The 17,332-nt window shown below is 45.8% G+C and carries 17 protein-coding genes; 3 read left to right on the forward strand and 14 right to left on the reverse strand.

Annotation, left to right across the window (positions count from 1 at the left end):
- Nucleotides 1-24: 24 nt before the first annotated feature.
- From HN980_02155 to HN980_02210, 12 genes are all read right to left on the reverse strand, one after another.
- Nucleotides 25-1,191 (reverse strand): methionine adenosyltransferase, encoded by a 1,167-nt coding sequence (locus tag HN980_02155; protein MBT6928282.1) that lies wholly within the window; start codon nt 1,189-1,191, stop codon nt 25-27.
- Between the two features lie 323 nt (nt 1,192-1,514).
- On the reverse strand, nt 1,515-2,318 hold the full coding sequence (locus tag HN980_02160) for a glutamate racemase (GenBank protein ID MBT6928283.1): 804 nt from the start codon (nt 2,316-2,318) through the stop codon (nt 1,515-1,517).
- Between the two features lie 2 nt (nt 2,319-2,320).
- The gene (locus HN980_02165) at nt 2,321-2,998 is read right to left on the reverse strand and encodes a LysM peptidoglycan-binding domain-containing protein (GenBank protein MBT6928284.1); all 678 of its coding nucleotides are present in this window, start codon (nt 2,996-2,998) and stop codon (nt 2,321-2,323) included.
- Between the two features lie 21 nt (nt 2,999-3,019).
- A complete protein-coding gene (locus HN980_02170; protein ID MBT6928285.1) occupies nt 3,020-3,751 on the reverse strand; it encodes an OmpA family protein in 732 nt (243 codons plus the stop codon).
- A 120-nt stretch (nt 3,752-3,871) separates the two neighbouring features.
- Complete coding sequence (gene tolB, locus HN980_02175; GenBank protein ID MBT6928286.1) at nt 3,872-5,281, reverse strand: Tol-Pal system protein TolB; 1,410 nt, start codon at nt 5,279-5,281, stop codon at nt 3,872-3,874.
- Between the two features lie 26 nt (nt 5,282-5,307).
- The gene (locus HN980_02180; GenBank protein MBT6928287.1) at nt 5,308-6,009 is read right to left on the reverse strand and encodes a hypothetical protein; all 702 of its coding nucleotides are present in this window, start codon (nt 6,007-6,009) and stop codon (nt 5,308-5,310) included.
- Nucleotides 6,010-6,019: 10 nt separating this feature from the next.
- A complete protein-coding gene (locus HN980_02185; protein ID MBT6928288.1) occupies nt 6,020-6,448 on the reverse strand; it encodes a biopolymer transporter ExbD in 429 nt (142 codons plus the stop codon).
- A gap of 8 nt (nt 6,449-6,456) precedes the next feature.
- Entirely contained in the window at nt 6,457-7,194 is a 738-nt protein-coding gene (locus HN980_02190; protein ID MBT6928289.1) for a MotA/TolQ/ExbB proton channel family protein, read from the reverse strand.
- 56 nt (nt 7,195-7,250) lie between these two features.
- The gene (locus HN980_02195) at nt 7,251-8,030 is read right to left on the reverse strand and encodes a TatD family hydrolase (GenBank protein MBT6928290.1); all 780 of its coding nucleotides are present in this window, start codon (nt 8,028-8,030) and stop codon (nt 7,251-7,253) included.
- Nucleotides 8,031-8,371: 341 nt separating this feature from the next.
- Complete coding sequence (gene pseI, locus HN980_02200; protein MBT6928291.1) at nt 8,372-9,403, reverse strand: pseudaminic acid synthase; 1,032 nt, start codon at nt 9,401-9,403, stop codon at nt 8,372-8,374.
- Between the two features lie 310 nt (nt 9,404-9,713).
- A complete protein-coding gene (locus HN980_02205; protein MBT6928292.1) occupies nt 9,714-10,940 on the reverse strand; it encodes a UDP-2,4-diacetamido-2,4,6-trideoxy-beta-L-altropyranose hydrolase in 1,227 nt (408 codons plus the stop codon).
- Complete coding sequence (locus HN980_02210) at nt 10,937-11,647, reverse strand: glycosyltransferase family protein (GenBank protein ID MBT6928293.1); 711 nt, start codon at nt 11,645-11,647, stop codon at nt 10,937-10,939. The genes HN980_02205 and HN980_02210 overlap by 4 nt, the downstream gene beginning before the upstream one ends.
- A gap of 80 nt (nt 11,648-11,727) precedes the next feature.
- Here HN980_02210 and HN980_02215 point away from each other — a divergent pair, with 80 nt between their 5' ends.
- Genes HN980_02215 through ptsP form a run of 3 tightly spaced genes read left to right on the forward strand, consistent with a single transcriptional unit; the run spans nt 11,728 to nt 14,724 of the window.
- A complete protein-coding gene (locus HN980_02215; GenBank protein ID MBT6928294.1) occupies nt 11,728-12,702 on the forward strand; it encodes an HPr kinase/phosphorylase in 975 nt (324 codons plus the stop codon).
- Nucleotides 12,674-12,943, forward strand: coding sequence for an HPr family phosphocarrier protein (locus HN980_02220; GenBank protein MBT6928295.1), 270 nt, complete (start codon nt 12,674-12,676; stop codon nt 12,941-12,943). Before HN980_02215 ends, HN980_02220 begins: the two co-directional genes overlap by 29 nt.
- A 5-nt stretch (nt 12,944-12,948) precedes the next feature.
- Entirely contained in the window at nt 12,949-14,724 is a 1,776-nt protein-coding gene (gene ptsP / locus HN980_02225) for a phosphoenolpyruvate--protein phosphotransferase (protein ID MBT6928296.1), read from the forward strand.
- 77 nt (nt 14,725-14,801) lie between these two features.
- Here ptsP and HN980_02230 read toward each other — a convergent pair whose 3' ends face one another.
- Nucleotides 14,802-15,077, reverse strand: coding sequence for a hypothetical protein (locus tag HN980_02230; protein ID MBT6928297.1), 276 nt, complete (start codon nt 15,075-15,077; stop codon nt 14,802-14,804).
- Nucleotides 15,074-17,236: an HDIG domain-containing protein gene (locus tag HN980_02235; GenBank protein ID MBT6928298.1), complete on the reverse strand. Its 2,163-nt coding sequence runs from the start codon at nt 17,234-17,236 to the stop codon at nt 15,074-15,076. Before HN980_02235 ends, HN980_02230 begins: the two co-directional genes overlap by 4 nt.
- Nucleotides 17,237-17,332 lie beyond the last annotated feature (96 nt).

Here is a 17,332-nt window from a genome sequence, read left to right on the forward strand (position 1 = left end):
GTAAAAATCCTATTTCCGGACTTCTTAAGCAGTGTCTACTGCCTTTTTCAGAGCTTTGACACGGTCGATGCGTTCCCAAGTGAAGTTTTTCTCTGTACGTCCGAAGTGTCCTCCGTAGGCGGTATTGCGATATATTGGTCTTTTTAGGTCTAAGGTTTTGATGATGCCACGAGGTGTTATATCGAAAACCTTACGGACGGCCTTTCCGAGGATATCTTCAGTAACCGTTCCTGTTCCGAAAGTATCGACTTTTATTGAAACAGGCTCGGCGACGCCGATGGCATAGGCGAGCTGTATCTCGCAGCGCTTGGCGAGGCCTGCCGCTACGATGTTTTTGGCGATATACCGCGCCATATATGCTCCAGACCTGTCGACTTTCGAGGGGTCTTTTCCAGAGAAACATCCGCCGCCATGGCGAGCGATGCCACCATAGGTGTCGACGATGATCTTACGTCCAGTAACACCACAGTCGCCTTTAGGGCCTCCTATGACGAAGCGTCCCGTAGGATTTATATGGTATATTGTCTTGTCATCGAGAAGGTCTTCGGAGATGACGTCTTTGATGAGAGCGACCATATCATTGTAAATGGTATCATATTCTACGTCGTCGGAGTGCTGTGTCGAGATGACAACGGCTTCGACACGACGAGGTATGTCATTTTCATCATATTCTACTGTAACCTGGCTTTTAGAGTCTGGACGTAGATACTTGATGTCACCGTCGAAGCGACGCTTCTGAAGCTCTTTGATGAGAGCGTGTGATAGCTCTATAGGTAGAGGCATAAGCTCGGGAGTTTCATCACAAGCATATCCGAACATCATACCCTGGTCGCCGGCACCCTGTTCTTTATGGAGACCTTTGCCTTTAGAGACGCCCTGAGAGATGTCGGAAGACTGCCTTTTTATGTTTACAAGGACAGCACACGATTCGTGGTCGAAACCTAGAGCGGGATCATTGTAGCCGATCTCTTTTATGACAGCACGCGCTACTTCGGAGCAGTCTACATATGTCTTTGTTGTTATCTCTCCGGAGATAACGACTAGGCCAGTAGAAACCAAAGTCTCACAGGCGACACGTGATTCAGGGTCGTCGGTAAGGCATGCGTCGAGGACGGCATCGGATATCTGGTCTGCTACTTTGTCGGGATGTCCCATAGACACCGATTCTGACGTGAAAAATTTTCTGCTCATTGTAACTCCTTAGTAATTAGCTTATTATACTGCATCTTTCCAAATTCCGAACTTTGAACCCCAATTTTTTACCACAGAGCCACAGAGGACACAGAGAGGAAAAGGTGCGGGCTAGTGGTTTTACCCCTATAGTCCCGAGGATTTTAAAAAGTTTACAGTTCACAGTTCAAAAATGGGGGTCTGGGGGAAGGCCCCCAGCCATATTCTTTTTCCTCTCTGTGCCCTCTGTGTCTCTGTGGTAAAATTCCTATTCTGAATTTCGGACTAAAATAAACGATAAGTGTATATCTCGAAGGCTTAAAGTTCAACCCGAAATTATGATCTTATTTGGGTTGAAGCATGACATCGGAAATATTTTCGCCGAGGAATGCTTCGCCGAGAGAACGGAAATGTTCGGGGTCGTCGGAAACATAATATTTCCGAGAGCCATGACTAGTATCGTCGGCGAGGATCCCTAAAGTAGAAAGGGTGTCTTTTATGGCGCCAGCACATGCCGTTGCAGAGTCTACTAGAGTGACGTTTTCGCCGAACTCTCGGCGTATAACTTCACGAAGAAGAGGATAATGAGTACAGCCAAGGACGACGGTATCGATGTCTTTGCCTTTGATGTCCTTAAGATATTCTTCGACGATCAGAGAAGTGGCAGGATGATCGAGAAGACCTTCTTCGGCAAGAGGGACGAAGAGGGGACACGACACCGGAAAGATTTCGGCATCGGGAAGGACGCTGAGAATTTCTTGTTGATATATTCCTGACAGTATCGTTCCCTTGGTGCCGAGGACGGCGATTTTATGGTTCTTGCTCATCGTAGCTACGGTTTTTACAGCAGGGGCGATGACGCCGATGACAGGGATGTTGAAGATCTTCCTGAGCTTTTCTAGAGAATATGCTGATGCAGTGTTGCACGCCACGACGAGGAGCTTGATGTCATGCTCCATAAGGAAGATAGCATTCTCAATGGAGTATCTTATGATGGTGTCGGGGCTCTTGTCACCATAAGGAACACGGGCGGTGTCACCGAAATATATAACGTCTTCGCCAGGAAGAGCATCGACGATAGCGCGCATGACAGTAAGCCCTCCGATTCCGGAGTCGAAGACGCCTATAGCATGAGAGCCGGTTTTCATTATCATGGTATCTTCAAAGTCTGCCCGACGACGATAAGGTCAGAGGTAAGACTGTTATTAGACATTATAGCTTCGACGGTAGTGTTGTTTTTTCTGGCGATCTTGTCGAGAGAGTCGCCGGACTTCACAGTATAAAGACCGATATCGCTCCCGCCTTTTTCGAGGATGGTACTAAGGATGTTTAACGTATTGACGACGTCATTGAGCTTGTTGGCGTTGACAGTCATGCTCTTTTCAAGAGAGCCGATCTTTGTCTTGTATTGCGATAATGATGTCCCCGTCGTGTTGGCATGCTGCTGCATCTGCTTGATGTCAGCGACGATGGAGGCATTGTTCCTCTCAAGAACAGAGACTTTGTCGACAAGGATAGAGACTTGTTCGCGTAATGCTTTCTGCTCGCTCTTCAACGTTGTGGTTATCTGCTTCTGTATGGTAGAAAACGAGGCCTCTTGGTTGTCAGAACGGCCTTCCAAGATGTCGAGATCGGTATTGTAGGAGTTCATCTGGTAAGAAATGTCGTCGACGCTTTTTTGCATGCTTCTCACAGTATGAGCAAGCTGTGACAAGTCTTGCTCACGAGAAGGGTCTGTACACGAAAAAAGAAGCGCTGTGGCAAAAAATATAACGACACAAGTAGAATACGGCAACATTGTCTGCAGCCGCGAATATTTATTTTTCATCACCCGCTCCCCTTAAAAAACTTATGACTTGTTTAAAATTTTAAACTCTGTACGACGGTTTTGTGCCATTGAAGTGGAATCATGGCCAAGGGCAATAGGGCGTTCTTTTCCATAAGATATCGTAAAAACTTTGTCAAGGTTGACACCTTCCTTGATAAGAAGGTTCCTGACACTATTGCTCCTACGTGTTCCAAGGGCGAGGTTATACTTCGAAGAACCACGCTCGTCGCAGTGACCTTCAACGAAGATATACACCGTATCGTTGCGCTTCATATAATTTGCTATGTTTTTGATGACAGTAAGACTCTCGGCATTGGTGATGCTATAGTCGTTGTAATCAAAAGTTATCATAGAAAAAACCTCGTTGAGGTTCATCATAGCAGGAGTGGCGAAGCCGTCGACGCCAGGGATAGCACTGCTGATATCCCCTGGAGACTCTTTAGACTGTGGGATAGGCGTGTGTACGTTTATCTCATCAAGAGCCTTGGTGTCGCCCATGCTTAACTGTCGATATATTCCTTCGTCATTAAGAGGGACGAAGTCTTCCTCGGGAGGACCGACGAATTCTTGGGTGTCTTGTATTTGTCGCGAGTCGCCGTGTTTGCCGAACATGGAATATATTCCCTTTCCGACATAGCGTCCTGCGGTTTTTGTGTCTTCGAGAAATTCACCGCTAGAGCGCTGACAACTCGTCATTAAAACGAGTCCTGCGAAATTCAAGATGACAAGAGCTGTATATAAAGAACGTTTCATAACTTCCTCATCATGTTTGCCTACCAAAAGGTAGTTGCTTTATGTTACTCACTATCTGTAAAAAGGTCTTTTTTTTCTACTAAAATTAACGTTTTTTTATTTTTTATTTTTATACACGTTTTAGCGCGTTATGGGTTCCCAGCATGGGAAGCACTGTTCATTGACTTCTTCGCTTATCTTCATCGCCACGGGTTTGTTGAGGTTTATAAGGTACAAATCATTGGAGAATGGCGTCACAGAGTTGAAGACGATATGTAGGCTGTTAGGCGCCCACGAAGGGTTCTCTTTGTGGCTGTCGCCAGTGGTGAGCTGGTGCTCTTCGTTGGTGATGAAGTCGTAGACATATATCTGCCTGACACCGTCTACTTTGCTGCTATATGTTAACATCTTACCGTCAGGAGACCACGATGGACAGGTGTTTTCGCGGTTCTTCTTCGTTACCAAAACTGGAGAGATGTTTTTCTGCTCGTGGGCCCTTTCGGCGATGTCGAGAATGTAGACGCGAGGAGATCCGTCTTTATTGGAGACGAAGGCGATACGTTTCCCGTCGGGACTGAAGGTCGGCGTTCCTTGCGTTGCACGGTATGCCGAGAATATCTGGCGAGGTTTGCCAAGAGGACCGACATCAGGGTCGAAGGACTGTAGGAAAAGGTCTGCATTGCCGGCGACGTCACTGACGAAGGCGATCTTATCACGCTTAGGCGATATCGTAGGCATCAGCTGGTTGCCGCGAAGATAGCTTAGGCGTTGCCCAACACCGTCGCGTAACGATGCCGTGAAGATCTTAGGCTGTCCGATCTGGTAAGATACAAAGAGGAAACTTCCGCTGCTGTAGCCCTTCTTGGAAGGTACATAGATCGGTGTGATGGCGTAGTTGTTGAGGTGTGTCACCTGGTGGGCGTTGGCTCCGTCATAGTCGCATTCCCATATCTCCGCCGTCCACTTCGACGAAGTAGTGCTATTTTCTCGAGAGCGTACAGAATATAATATGTGGGTAGACGCTATGCCATCAGTGGCGAAGAAGTCTTTATGGAAAAGGTCGGCGAGTTGGTGGATGCGTCTTCTGTCGCTAGAAAGAGTTCCGGTAAGAGGGATGTCGTTGACGGCTTTGACAATGCCATTGCCGACAGATAACGTCGTAGCAGAAAGCTTGTTGTTCTTGATGTCGATCTTTACAACATATTGCACGCCAGCATCTTTCCACACAGACGATGCCTTGCTGTCATCGAGAGACATAGAAATAGCAAGCTTTTGCTTCTCTGAAGAAGGAGGGATAACCTGTGTCTTACCATTATTGTCGAGGTCGAAGGTCATGACGTCCATAAGTGCCGAGATATATTTTTCCGATAGACTGCCGCTGTGATGTGAAGATGGAGGCGCTAAGTATATCGGCTTTAACGTGCTGGCAGTCTCAAGGTGTACGACGATCTCGTTGTTGTCCCACGATTCTTCGCTGTGAAGGCTGTAGCATGCCAAGAAAGACGATACTACACATATACATACGATGAAGAAATTCTGTGTCGATTTCATAAAAAAATATCTCCTAAAACTGTAGTTCACATATCATTACTAAGCACGACGAGGAACGCATGGTTTCCTTGTCCTTGGAACGAAGAGCCAAAAGGTCGAAAGACGAAGCTTGGAAGCGAGCGTTCGACATATTTCTTGTTCTTCGTACTCTCTGCACTGAGAACGACAATATCTTCAACGGTACCGTTACGCGATATCGTAAGAGATACCTTTACAGCACCATATTCTGGTAACACCAACGATGTCTTGAGCTTACGGATTAGGACTTCCTGGTAGCTCTCATCGTCGACGCTTAGGCGTTTCCCTTTGGCGGCAGCGACAGCATCAATGTTGAGGGTGTCGATGGTTTTAGGGACGACAGTAATACGTTCTCGAGGAATGTTATGAGGGGTATCGTCAATTTTTGCAATACTTTCTTTAAGAGAGCGTATAAGTTTTTTGTCTTTCTGCGAAGACGAAGGCTTCTCCTTAGACGTTTTTGTCGGGGAAGATTTTTTTTGTGGTGGTGAGGCCTTTGTCGCAGTAGGTTTTTTTAGGGTGATGGTTGTGACGAGAAGCTTCTCGGGCATAGGAGGGCGCGTAGGGGTGAAAACGCCAGACAATGCCATGGCGATGATGACGATAACATGTCCGACGATAACACCGACGAAGACTTTCTTTTTTATAGAAGGCCTGGGGGAGTCTTCGAGATTGCCTAGGGGCTTTAGGTTGTAGAGGTTGTCGTTCACGGCAGTACCTCTACGTTGGTTTTAGGATGACGTCCATCTCTTCGAAGCCGACGGCTTCTGCGACGTTTTTCACCGACTGATACGTCCCGAACATTGCACGCTTGTCGTGCATAAGCTGTAGGCGGCCTCCGGGATTTAAAGCTCGAGCCTCTTTGAGGCAAAGTGTCAGCTGTGGGATGTCGACGAGGCGCTCGTTGAACCATATGGTGTCGTCGTTATGGACGTGTATAGTAAGAGAACTTTTTTCTTGTAGAGTGAGAGGGTGGGTGGTAGGGCCTTTATTGCCGGTAGCAAGGAGCACCCTGTCGAGCTCGAGGATAGGAGCTACGACGATGAACATAATAAGTACGACGAAGACGACGTCGATAAGAGGCGTTAGATTAACACCAACTTCATCGAGTTCACGGTACCTAGAAAAAAGAGCTTTGTTACGTGCCATACATATTCCTAAGTGTCTATCTTACGATATTGTAGCTCTACAGCAGTAAGCATTACGGTAGAGAAATGTTCCATGTCTTTCTCAAAGTCCCTGATGGCACTTTTGAAATAATTGTATCCCACAAGGGCAGGGATGGCGACAAGAAGACCCAACACCGTCGTCGCTAGCGCCATTGACAGCCCGCCGAGGACGGCTTCGTTGCTCTGCGAGAATCCATAAGCCTGTAACTCCGAGAATGTTATGAGGATGCCCCACACCGTGCCGAGAAGGCCTAAAAACGGCGCTAAGCTTATCGTCGTAGCGAGGATATATAGATGTTTCTCGAGTTTCTTCGCTTGGTTTGATATTGTCGACATTATATGCGATGACACAAGGTCGACGTCAGAAGCCGATAGATATGTATGTTCGTCATCATTGTGTCCATTTTTATTTTTCGCCAAGATGTCGAGGGTATGTTTCTTGATGATGAGATATATCTCGTGGAAAGCATTACAGACGTCGGAAGAAAGAGAACCCTGTTGGTATGCCACCGATAGTGGCGACTTTTGTTGCTTCTCGAAGTTGTCTTTGAAGTCTTGCGAGATCATTCTTGTCTTGCGAAGAACTTTGCCTTTATAGATCAGCAGCGCCCAGCTTACTATCGATAAAGCAAACAGCATCAAGAAGATGCTCTTCCCGAAGAAGTCAGAACGTAGATACGACTGAAAAAAGGGGTTGCTACCCAACAGCATAAAAGAACCGCCCATATATGAATCCTTATATTTATTAACACTTGAACAATACAGCATTCGTAAAAATAACGCTACAAAAACAGTGCGCGTGCGTTGGCAGACGTCTCTTCAGCGATGATATTGCGGGGGATATTTTTTATGCGCGCTATAGTGTCAGCAACTTCAATAACATACGCAGGTTCGTTTTTCTGCCCGCGATACTTTTGTGGCGCAAGATATGGCGTGTCGGTCTCGATGAGAAGACGCCCCAAAGGAACCATCTCAGCGACTTTACGAAGATCGTCACTTCTCTTGAAGGTTACGATGCCGCTAAGAGAAATATACCAGCCGCGATCCAACACCTTCTCGGCGTCGGACATCGTTCCTGTGAAACAATGCAATACTGCAGGAAGGCCGCGGTATTCTTCGTCGGCGATGGAAAATAGGTCGTCGAAAGCTTCCCTGCAGTGAATGATAACAGGAAGGCCATAAGTTTTTGCAAGGCGAAGATATCGCCGAAAAAAGTCGCGCTGAATCTCAGGAGTGGAGTAATTGTAGTGATAGTCAAGCCCAGTCTCTCCGATTGCGACGATGGCACCGTCTCTGGCATGTTTTTCTACTACAGGAAAAAACGCTTCGCCATCTTTTTCGACGTCGTGGGGTGTCGTTGCCGCAGCGTTATATATCCACGAGTATTTTTTGTGGAGGTCCAGACCTTTTTGTAAAGAATCTTCGTCGGTGCATATGTTTACGATAGCTTCGACGCCACTATCATGGGCACGGCCGACGATGTCATCGACGGCATCCTGATCGATGAGCTCTTTACATGTAAGATGTGCATGTGAATCTATAAAACCCAATGTGTCTCCTATCTTTTCTTTAGTGCCATAGTGTTAGGTAAGATGGCTTAGTTCGTGACAAGCGAATATTTTTAAATATTCGCGAGGAGCAAAATGAGCCAGATTGCCTGATACTATGGATGATAAAGAAAATAAGACATTATTTATAGTGCTAATTGCGAATTTTAAATTCGCAATTGGTATTGTTTCTTAGACACTTTCCACCTGCTTGGCTTCACCATATTTCTTTTTGTAGTAGCGAAGCTCCATTGCTTCCTTCCTCGCAAATGTCAATAAACATTTGCCTCGTCTTTCAGCATTGTATCTTCACCACTGCAAAAACCCTATAGTGAAGGATAGGGGACATATTGGGTTTAACATATCGCCTCCCAAGAAAGGGGAGTGCCCCGAGTTAATTTCTTCGATGCCTTTTTGCCGATGATGTCGTCATAATGCTTCGGCATCAAACCATTGCCCGGCCGTACGGAGCGAATATTTTTCGATGTGAAAACCTCGCCAGTGGCGACGTCTTCGGCGACGAAGAGCGAACGCGCAAATTCACGGTTACGTTTCTCGTAGGTGGGAACGCCGAGCATCTTCTCGGCATCGCGTATCATGGCGATCATCGCTTTTGCTTCTTTTGGATCTATAGAGAAAAAAGCATCAGGGCCGCCGAGAGACTTGTCTAAGATGAAATGCTTCTCTATAACACTGGCGCCCAACGACACAGCAGCGACGGCGGCGGCAGCGCCTAGGCTATGGTCCGAAAGGCCGACTTCTACGCCGAACTTCTCGCGCATGTCGATAATAGTAGTAAGGTTCATCTCTTCGAGAGAAGCAGGGGAGGCGCTGTTGTTCGTGCATTTTAACAGGACGACCTGTTTGTTGCCGGCATCATGGCACGTACGTACGGCGTCTTCGACTTCTTCGAAAGAAGCTATACCCGTAGAGATAATGACAGGCTTCCCTTTCTCAGCGATATATCGTATCAAAGGAAGGTCTGTTATCTCGAAAGATGCTACCTTATATATAGGGACATCGAGACCTTCGAGGAAGTCGACGGCAGTAGTATCGAAAGGCGTAGAGAAAAATACAAGCCCACAATCTTCAGCGACCTTCTGAAGTTTGGGCTGCCAATCCCACGGCATATGAGCCTCTTCGTATAGGTCGTATAACGTCCTGTCATCCCATGGAGAATCGCAATTTATCGTGAAATGTTCATTGTCGACGTCGAGAGTTAAAGTGTCAGGAGTATACGTCTGCAACTTTATAGCATCGAAGCCCGCCTCTTTAGCGGCGCGTATCGTCGCAGCAGCGACATCATAGTCGCCGCCATGATTCGCCGAAAGCTCGGCGACAAGAAAAACAGGTGCTGTGTCATCGAAGATTACCATATGCAACTCCATTTGTGTTTAGTATTACTATATGAAAGTATAGATGCATCTGGTAATTTTATCATCTACTAACTTTCGGTTTAGCCCATGATTGAACTTGCAAGAGGTAAGCTTTCTAAAAAGTTCGGATTTAGGATTAGGATTTTTCACCACAGAGGACACAGAGAGAAATGGGGCGGTCCAGTTCACCAACATAGGTAACACTTTAGTTCACCATTTACAGTTAATCGTTCATAGTTCAAAAATGGGGGTCTGGGGGAGATTCCCCCAGCCAGATTGTTTTCTTTCTCTGTGTCCTCTGTGACTCTGTGGTGAAAAATTCCTATTCTGAAATTCTTTCATAAGTGAGTTTATAGGATATAATATCACCATCTTCATCGGTCTTGACAAACCCGCACCGTTCGAAAGCCCGTATTGAGGCGATATTTTCTTTCTTGACATCGGCATATATTACAGAGGCATCAGATTTTTCGCACGCCATGCGTATAAGATGCTGAGCATAGCCCTTACCGCGGAATTCCGGCGCTACAGTCACAGACACCGTCGACTTATCGAGACGTACCGTTCCTATAGCGTCGTCACCTACTATGCCGATGAAGACATTCTTAGCATCGCGATACCATTCACAATGATTTTTCCAAGGTATCTCGTCGCTGTTTTTCGACATCATACGCGTATGAGAATCGTTACGCCATCGCCACAGAATCTCACTGTCGCTATCGATGGCGGCACGAAGCGTCAGCGTTCCAGAAATGATATCGTCTACGACATCGCGGGCACCGCGAGTGTCAGCGATAATATTATATCCAGCTTCTGCCATAGAAGCTCTAAGGGTCTTATAATGAAGACGTTCGATGGCTCCTAAGATGTTATCGTCTTCAGATAAAGCAGCACCATTTTTGACGAAATAAGAAACCTGCCCTTGCTGGTTGTCGGCGACGATGACAGCAACCATAGCGACACCACAGGCGGCAAGCTCGTACAATGTCTGCCCGCCGGCAGTGATGGCGACGTCGGATGATACCATTAGAGCTCTGAAATCTTCGACGTTGGGCGACGTCACTACCGTCGTCAAAGCATCGCCGACGATAGCATCGCCATGATATCCAGGACCTACGACGACATGTTTTTTCATAAGAGGATACTTCTGGCATACGATGTCGACGACTTTAGAGGTCATACACATAGGGTCGCTGCCACCGAAGGTTATGAGGATAGATTCCGGGGCGTCTTTTATATCTTTCTTCGGAACGTCCCAGAACGCCTTCCTAAGCAACGTTTCTTTGCCGTCTTCTACGTAAAATGTTGTGACGGCGTTTCCCGATATCGTAGCACGCACCGCGTCGGAAGCATGGTAGCTGTCGATGACGGCAATGTCGCTAGCAATAATTCCATCACCATCATGCCACGAAGGTGAAACGCCACCTTCGGCGATGACCATTGTTGCCTTCACATCTTTTTCTTCGAAGGCTTCTGACAATGCTGTGCACCGTGATATATGGCCAAGGCCATACTCTCCGCCGCCTTCTGTGTATATCGTTGCCTTCATAATAACACCTCAGAGTGCTGGAATAATTCTACGACATCCTCTCCGGTAAAATGACGTCCTTCTTTATAAAGAGAAGCGTACACTTCACAAAGAACAGTATAGTCGTCGGCAGTATCGAGAGTAATACGTATCTCGGGAGCGCATAACGACTCGGGAGCTTCGACGTTCTGTAATACGAAAGCCTTAGCGCCAGTATCATAAATATATGGCGTTACATGCTCGCGGTCGTAAGAACTAGTAGCCTCGTTATATGCGCGCTCTAGTGTTGCGAAAGAAAAAACCTCAACATCAAAACCATGAGGATATGTCCTTACTATAGTGTTAGAAGTATAGTCGACAGAAGAAGAACAGTGCCTTCGTATTACCTCGTCAACGATAGAAGACGATATACAAGGGCAGTCGCTAGTAATTCGTACTATTATATCAAGACCGTGTTCCTTAGCAGCAAGGTAGTACCTCGATAGGACGTCTTCCATAGAACCACGGAAATATGGGACGCTATTGGAAACTGCAGTGTCGACAATGATGTCATCGCTAGGGTCCGACGTCGTAGCAACAATAACAGTATCTATAAGCTTCGACGCGCTGAGCCTTACAATGACATGTTCTAGTACCGACGTCTCACCACTACGAGGTAACGGCATCATCACCTTACCAGGAAGACGTGACGAAGACATGCGTGCCTGTACGATAGCTCCTATCTTCACAACAAAAGTCCTTGTTTTTTTTTGGGTTGTTCTTTAATTCTTATGATTATAGAATGTTGCTGAATTTTTGGGTATAGCTTATGTATAGAGTAAAAGATCTTTATAAAGAACACGGCACAGCGCTGAGCCTTAAAATCGTTGAAAGCGAAGAATGCATGAAACGAAGTATCCGCTCACAAGACGTTCAAAGGCCAGGGCTTGCATTGTCGGGATATCTTTATGGGCATACAGGCAGAAGGATCATCGTCTTCGGGAAAGTCGAGATGGGATACCTCCGTGATATGCCTAAAGAAATGCGTATAGAACGGTTAAGGGCAATATTCTCCATGACAGTGCCAGCAGTAATCGTCTCTAGAAACTATAGACCCACCAAAGAAATCGTCGATCTGTGCTCGGAATATGGGATACCATTGTTCAGGTCTAAGATGATGACGATGAACCTCATCAGCAAATTAACACTACTCCTAAACGAAGCATTCGCTCCAAACGTCAGCATGCACGGCACCTTCGTCGAAGTCTTCGGCGTAGGAGCAATAATAACAGGCGATTCGTCGGTAGGAAAAAGTGAGACGGCACTAGGACTCCTAGAACGCGGACATCGCCTCGTCTCCGATGACGTCGTCATAATAAAAAAACGTGAATACTCATACCTCGAAGGAACAGGAGCAGAACTGACAAGACACCATATGGAGATTCGAGGAATAGGGATAATAAACGTCGCTAACCTATACGGCGCTGTGTGTATAAGAGAAAGTAAACGCGTAGACCTCGTAATAAAACTAGAAGCATGGAACGACACGAAGTTCTATGACAGGATAGGCCTCTCAGAGAAACATTGCGATATCCTCGGCGTAAAAGTTCCACACCACACCGTTCCACTTAAGCCAGGACGCGACCTCGTACTACTAGTAGAAACAATAGTACTTAATCACAGACTGAAAAAAGTGGGATATAACTCCGCAGAAGAGTTCAACACAAAACTCCTAGAAGTAATAGCACGCAAATCGAAGACAGGAAAAGCGCAACATGAAGAACACCTGCAAAGTACGCGTTAAGAATGCATTAGGGCTGCATACACGGCCAGCAACGTCGATAGTACAGATGCTGCAAAGCTGTAAAAGTAAGGTGAGAATCACCTATAGAAGGCAGACGATAGACGCCAAAAGCATACTTAGTATATTGATGCTAGCAGTACATAAAAATGCTAATATAACAATAGACGTCGAAGGTTCCGATTCTGATATCGTCATGAAGGAACTCGTCGATGCCTTTGAAAATAAGTTCGGAGAGGGATAAAATATATGGTTGATAAGAAGATATTCCTGAAAGGATCGCCGCTATGTTCAGGGGTCGCTATAGGCAAACCCTTCATATTCACATTCGCCGATGAAATAATACCGAATTTCTCAATAGCAGCTAACGAAGTCGAAGACGAGATAAAACGATACCGCAAAGCACTACGCCTTAGCAAAAAAGATATCACGAAACTGCAGAAAAAACTCAAGAAAGAAGGCGCCAGTGAAGGTGCCGATATGCTCGCAACACACCTGCACATACTACAAGACCCTCTTATCACTACCGCCGTAGAAGATAAAATCCGTGAGACACGGAAAAATACAGAATATATCTTTAGACTCGTCGTCGACGAATATGAAGAAAGATTTAACAAAATCTCCGACGAGTTTTTCCGCGAACGCTTTCGCGATATACAAGATATCTCACGACGTATCTTGGCACACCTAAGAAAAAGCGTCACAATGTCTCTAGCAGAAATACCGGAAAACTCCGTCGTCTTCGCACATAGCCTGCTGCCATCAGATGTCGCAGAAGCAAAGATATCATCGGTAGCAGCTTTCGTCACAGAAGGGTGTGGCGAGACATCACACGCCGTTATTGTCGCCAAAGCCAAAGGAATACCATACGTCTCTACACGAGACTTCGACGTTATAGAAGAAAAAATACAGTCAGGAAAAAATGTTATCGTCGACGGCAGAACAGGCGATATCATAATAGACCCTACACCAGAGACTCTAGAGATATACCGCGCAATAAAAGAAAGACTACACGAAGAATATGTCGTCTTGGAGAAGTCGGGAAGCCTAGAAGCTGAGACTATCGACGGATATAGCATAACACTTTCGGCTAACGTTGATAATATCGAAGACATCGGAAACATACGTCGATACCCAAACACCAATATAGGACTCTTCAGGTCCGAATATATACTGCTAAAACAAGAGGCCTTCCCAACAGAAGACGAACAGTATGTCATCTATAAAAAGCTCGTCACCACTATGGCTGGACTCCCCGTGACAATAAGGACCTTCGATATCGGTGGTGATAAATGGGGAGATTTCCAGGAGTTCAACAGAGAAGATAACCCATTCCTAGGATGTAGATCGATACGTTTCATGCTAAGAGACCCCGAGCTCTTCAAAACACAACTGCGAGCAATATTGCGTGCTAGCGCCTTCGGCGCCGTTAATATCATATTCCCCATGGTCTCGGGATACTACGAACTAATGCAAGCAAAAAAACTCCTAGAAGAGGCGAAACAAGAGCTTCTCGACAAAGGCGAAAGCTTCGGAGAGAAAATACAGGTGGGATGTATGATAGAAGTCCCTTCGGCGGCATTGATATGTGATATCCTCGCTAAAGAATGTGACTTCTTCTCAATAGGTACTAACGACCTCGTACAATATTCCCTAGCAGTAGATAGAGGCAACCAAGACGTTGACTACCTATACAGACCAGCACACCCTAGCATAATAAGGCTTATAAAAATTATCGTAACAGAAGCGAAAAAAAATGGGATGCCGGTAAGTATCTGCGGGGAGATAGCAGCAGACCCACGTTTTACAGCACTGCTTATAGGACTTGGCGTCGAAAACCTGTCAGTGGCAATGCGGCATATCCCCATAATAAAGAACGTGATACGCTCGCTGAATATCGTAGACGCATACGCCCTCACAGAGAAAATAATGACGATGTCATCGTCCGAAGAAATCAGAAATGCTCTAGATGAATATTACCACGCCAGAGTTCGGAGCTTGGACTCCGAACTCATTTATCAATGATCAATTATCATTTATCAATAAAAGTAAGTATTGATAACTGCCAATGCTCAATGAAAATCCTTGAAGAATTTCATCTCTCAGACATGAAAATCTTCTAGGATTTTTTGTGCCGTCTTACGCGTTGCATCATCAGTAAGGTAGAAGCCATTCTCAATCTTTTCTTTGGCGTCGGCGACAGTAGCATCATTACCGGCGGTCATATCTTTGAGAACATCGACCCAAGCCTTTACCTTCTCGGCGTCGTCGCGAGAAAGCTTTTCTTGTATCTTCTCGGCACGCTCTTTCAACTCTTTAAGAAGAGCTTCAGGGGATTTCTTCGTGGCAATGTTTTTTTCTAGCGTTTTGTTACTCATACATCATCCTCTTCATCTTCGTTGCCGGAATATTTTATCCGTGAATGTGTCGACATCAACATCGACGATACTAGAGACTCCTTTACGGTGCCGAGCTCTTCGAAAGTAAGCATGCATTCGTCGAACTGTCCCGACTCAAGACGCTCCTTGACAAGATTGTTTATAAGCTTTTTTAAGGACGCCTTGTTTACAGCCTCGAGAGAGCGTGATGCCGCCTCGAAAGCGTCGGCTATCATAATTATCGCAGACTCTTTGCTGTGGGCTGTAGGACCTGTGTATTTGAAGTCTTTCTCGTTGACGCGTGACGCGTCGCCGTCCATAAGCTCCTTCTGGTTGTTGTAGAAATATCTTACGTTCATAGTGCCATGGTGCTCTTTTATGACGTCGACGAACTGCTCGGGAAGTCCGAACTTCCGCGCCAAAGCAACACCTTCGCTGATATGTTCCGTGATGACCTGCGCCGACTCCGTAGGAGTAAGAAGCTGGTGCATGCTAGTCCCGCGCGGCTCGTTCTCGGTGAAATATTGAGGGTTCCTTAGCTTGCCGACGTCGTGGTACAAAGACACAACCTTGCAAAAAAGACCGTTGGCGCCGATAGACTGTGCAGCACGCTCGGCGAGGTTGCCGACGACGATAGAATGTTGGTACGTTCCAGGAGCTTCCATAGCAAGACGCGTAAGGATCTCGTTGTTGGGGTCGAGGTATTCCATAAGGATAGCATCGGTCATGATAGGAAAGGCGAACTCTATAAGAGGTAAGATCCCGATGACGAGGACAGCAGTGAATATCATGAAAAGCATAGTAGTAAAAATGTCGACGGATACAGTACGGCTTATAATGTTCCCCCTATAGAAGCCAAGAGCTACGATAAAGACAATACACCCAATCCACGCTTTTGCACATACCGCGAAGATTTTCTTCCTGCTGCGGAATGATGTACTCCCTAATATAGCAATAACAGCGGCGACAAGGTTTATTATCATGAATTCCTTGTTGAGAGCAAGGGTCATAGATAGCACTACTGCAAGGAAAACGCTGACAACTAAGGCTATCTCCATGTTCATCAACGTACACAGAAGCATCGCAGCAAATGGGACGAATAACGGATACCGTATCACCTCGAAAAGGTTTATGCTGGAATTTATGATGATATGCTCGGCAAGTTTAGAGAAAATAAACGCTATGGCGATGATGCTACATAGAAGAAGAATCTTTCTGTTGGACCGTAAGATGTCGGGAAAACGCTTATTAAGGTACATGATACCCAAGATGATGAAAAGCGCCGTCATAACAGCACTTCCGACGATTGTTGTATAGTGCCAGATATTCTGACCCTCGGCGAGGGTTTTCTTCATAGCATGGATCATGGCGATATGTTGCTCAGTAACTTTATCACCATAACCTATGATCCTGTCGCCAGCATTAACACGAGTGTATTGCTTAGGAATGCTATCGGTAGCTTTGTTACGAAGGATGCCAAGGGTTTCGCCGTCTTCGACGAGATCCCAACCCTTGCCCTTAAAATATGTTATAATGAAATCTATAGTGCCAGGCTGGTATATGTTCTTGGTAAGGGCGATCTTCTCAATATGTTCCCATATGCGCTTAGGAACGTTTATCGCCTTGGTAACATCAGAAGTGATGTATACCAGATAGTCCCTGTTTGTCATGCCAAACTGCTTGATCTTCTGTATCGTCCGTGGGTCAGTAAGACGTATGGAAAGAAGCATCTTCTCAACATCGTCGATGCCAGAGTACATCTCCTCAAAAGTGCTGCGCTCTGACTGCTTACGCCAGCTTTTATTGTATACGAGATATCTCTCAAAGTCGACACGACGTTGGTGTACTTCTTTCTTATTAAAACGGTATATCTTGCCGATATCAAGGAGCGCCTCTTCACGACGACTCTCAGTGGCTTTGGCGTCATGAAAAGAAAAATTTGTCTGTGCGACGATATACCTGTCAGCAGATTTGTTGAGCTCGAGAGTGTCGACGTGTATCTCCCTGAAATGTAATACAGCGAAAAGCCCTACGGAGAACAAAAGCAAAACAACGACACGAAGAATGAAGCTTTTATCGAAGAAGCCCTGCTCTCTAGGGAACTTCAGACCACTAGCACCTCGAGAGAAACGCTTTTTAAATTCGTTATTATTACCCATAAGAAATATTCGAACTCACATTTGTTAACAATAAATGATAAGTTTACTCTGGTATAAAATAATTTCCAAGAGTAATATTATTCCTTAATTAACACA

Source organism: Waddliaceae bacterium (assembly GCA_018694295.1).
Lineage (GTDB): Bacteria > Chlamydiota > Chlamydiia > Chlamydiales > JABHNK01 > JABHNK01.

What these genes read in the sequence shown, in the direction of transcription:
- HN980_02155 (MBT6928282.1), bottom strand. Translation starts at nt 1,191, where the DNA reads ATGAGCAGAAAATTTTTCACGTCAGAATCGGTGTCTATGGGACATCCC.
- HN980_02160 (MBT6928283.1), bottom strand. Translation starts at nt 2,318, where the DNA reads ATGAAAACCGGCTCTCATGCTATAGGCGTCTTCGACTCCGGAATCGGA.
- HN980_02165 (MBT6928284.1), bottom strand. Translation starts at nt 2,998, where the DNA reads ATGAAAAATAAATATTCGCGGCTGCAGACAATGTTGCCGTATTCTACT.
- HN980_02170 (MBT6928285.1), bottom strand. Translation starts at nt 3,751, where the DNA reads ATGAAACGTTCTTTATATACAGCTCTTGTCATCTTGAATTTCGCAGGA.
- tolB (MBT6928286.1), bottom strand. Translation starts at nt 5,281, where the DNA reads ATGAAATCGACACAGAATTTCTTCATCGTATGTATATGTGTAGTATCG.
- HN980_02185 (MBT6928288.1), bottom strand. Translation starts at nt 6,448, where the DNA reads ATGGCACGTAACAAAGCTCTTTTTTCTAGGTACCGTGAACTCGATGAA.
- HN980_02190 (MBT6928289.1), bottom strand. Translation starts at nt 7,194, where the DNA reads ATGGGCGGTTCTTTTATGCTGTTGGGTAGCAACCCCTTTTTTCAGTCG.
- pseI (MBT6928291.1), bottom strand. Translation starts at nt 9,403, where the DNA reads ATGGAGTTGCATATGGTAATCTTCGATGACACAGCACCTGTTTTTCTT.
- HN980_02205 (MBT6928292.1), bottom strand. Translation starts at nt 10,940, where the DNA reads ATGAAGGCAACGATATACACAGAAGGCGGCGGAGAGTATGGCCTTGGC.
- HN980_02215 (MBT6928294.1), top strand. Translation starts at nt 11,728, where the DNA reads ATGTATAGAGTAAAAGATCTTTATAAAGAACACGGCACAGCGCTGAGC.
- HN980_02220 (MBT6928295.1), top strand. Translation starts at nt 12,674, where the DNA reads ATGAAGAACACCTGCAAAGTACGCGTTAAGAATGCATTAGGGCTGCAT.
- ptsP (MBT6928296.1), top strand. Translation starts at nt 12,949, where the DNA reads ATGGTTGATAAGAAGATATTCCTGAAAGGATCGCCGCTATGTTCAGGG.
- HN980_02230 (MBT6928297.1), bottom strand. Translation starts at nt 15,077, where the DNA reads ATGAGTAACAAAACGCTAGAAAAAAACATTGCCACGAAGAAATCCCCT.
- HN980_02235 (MBT6928298.1), bottom strand. Translation starts at nt 17,236, where the DNA reads ATGGGTAATAATAACGAATTTAAAAAGCGTTTCTCTCGAGGTGCTAGT.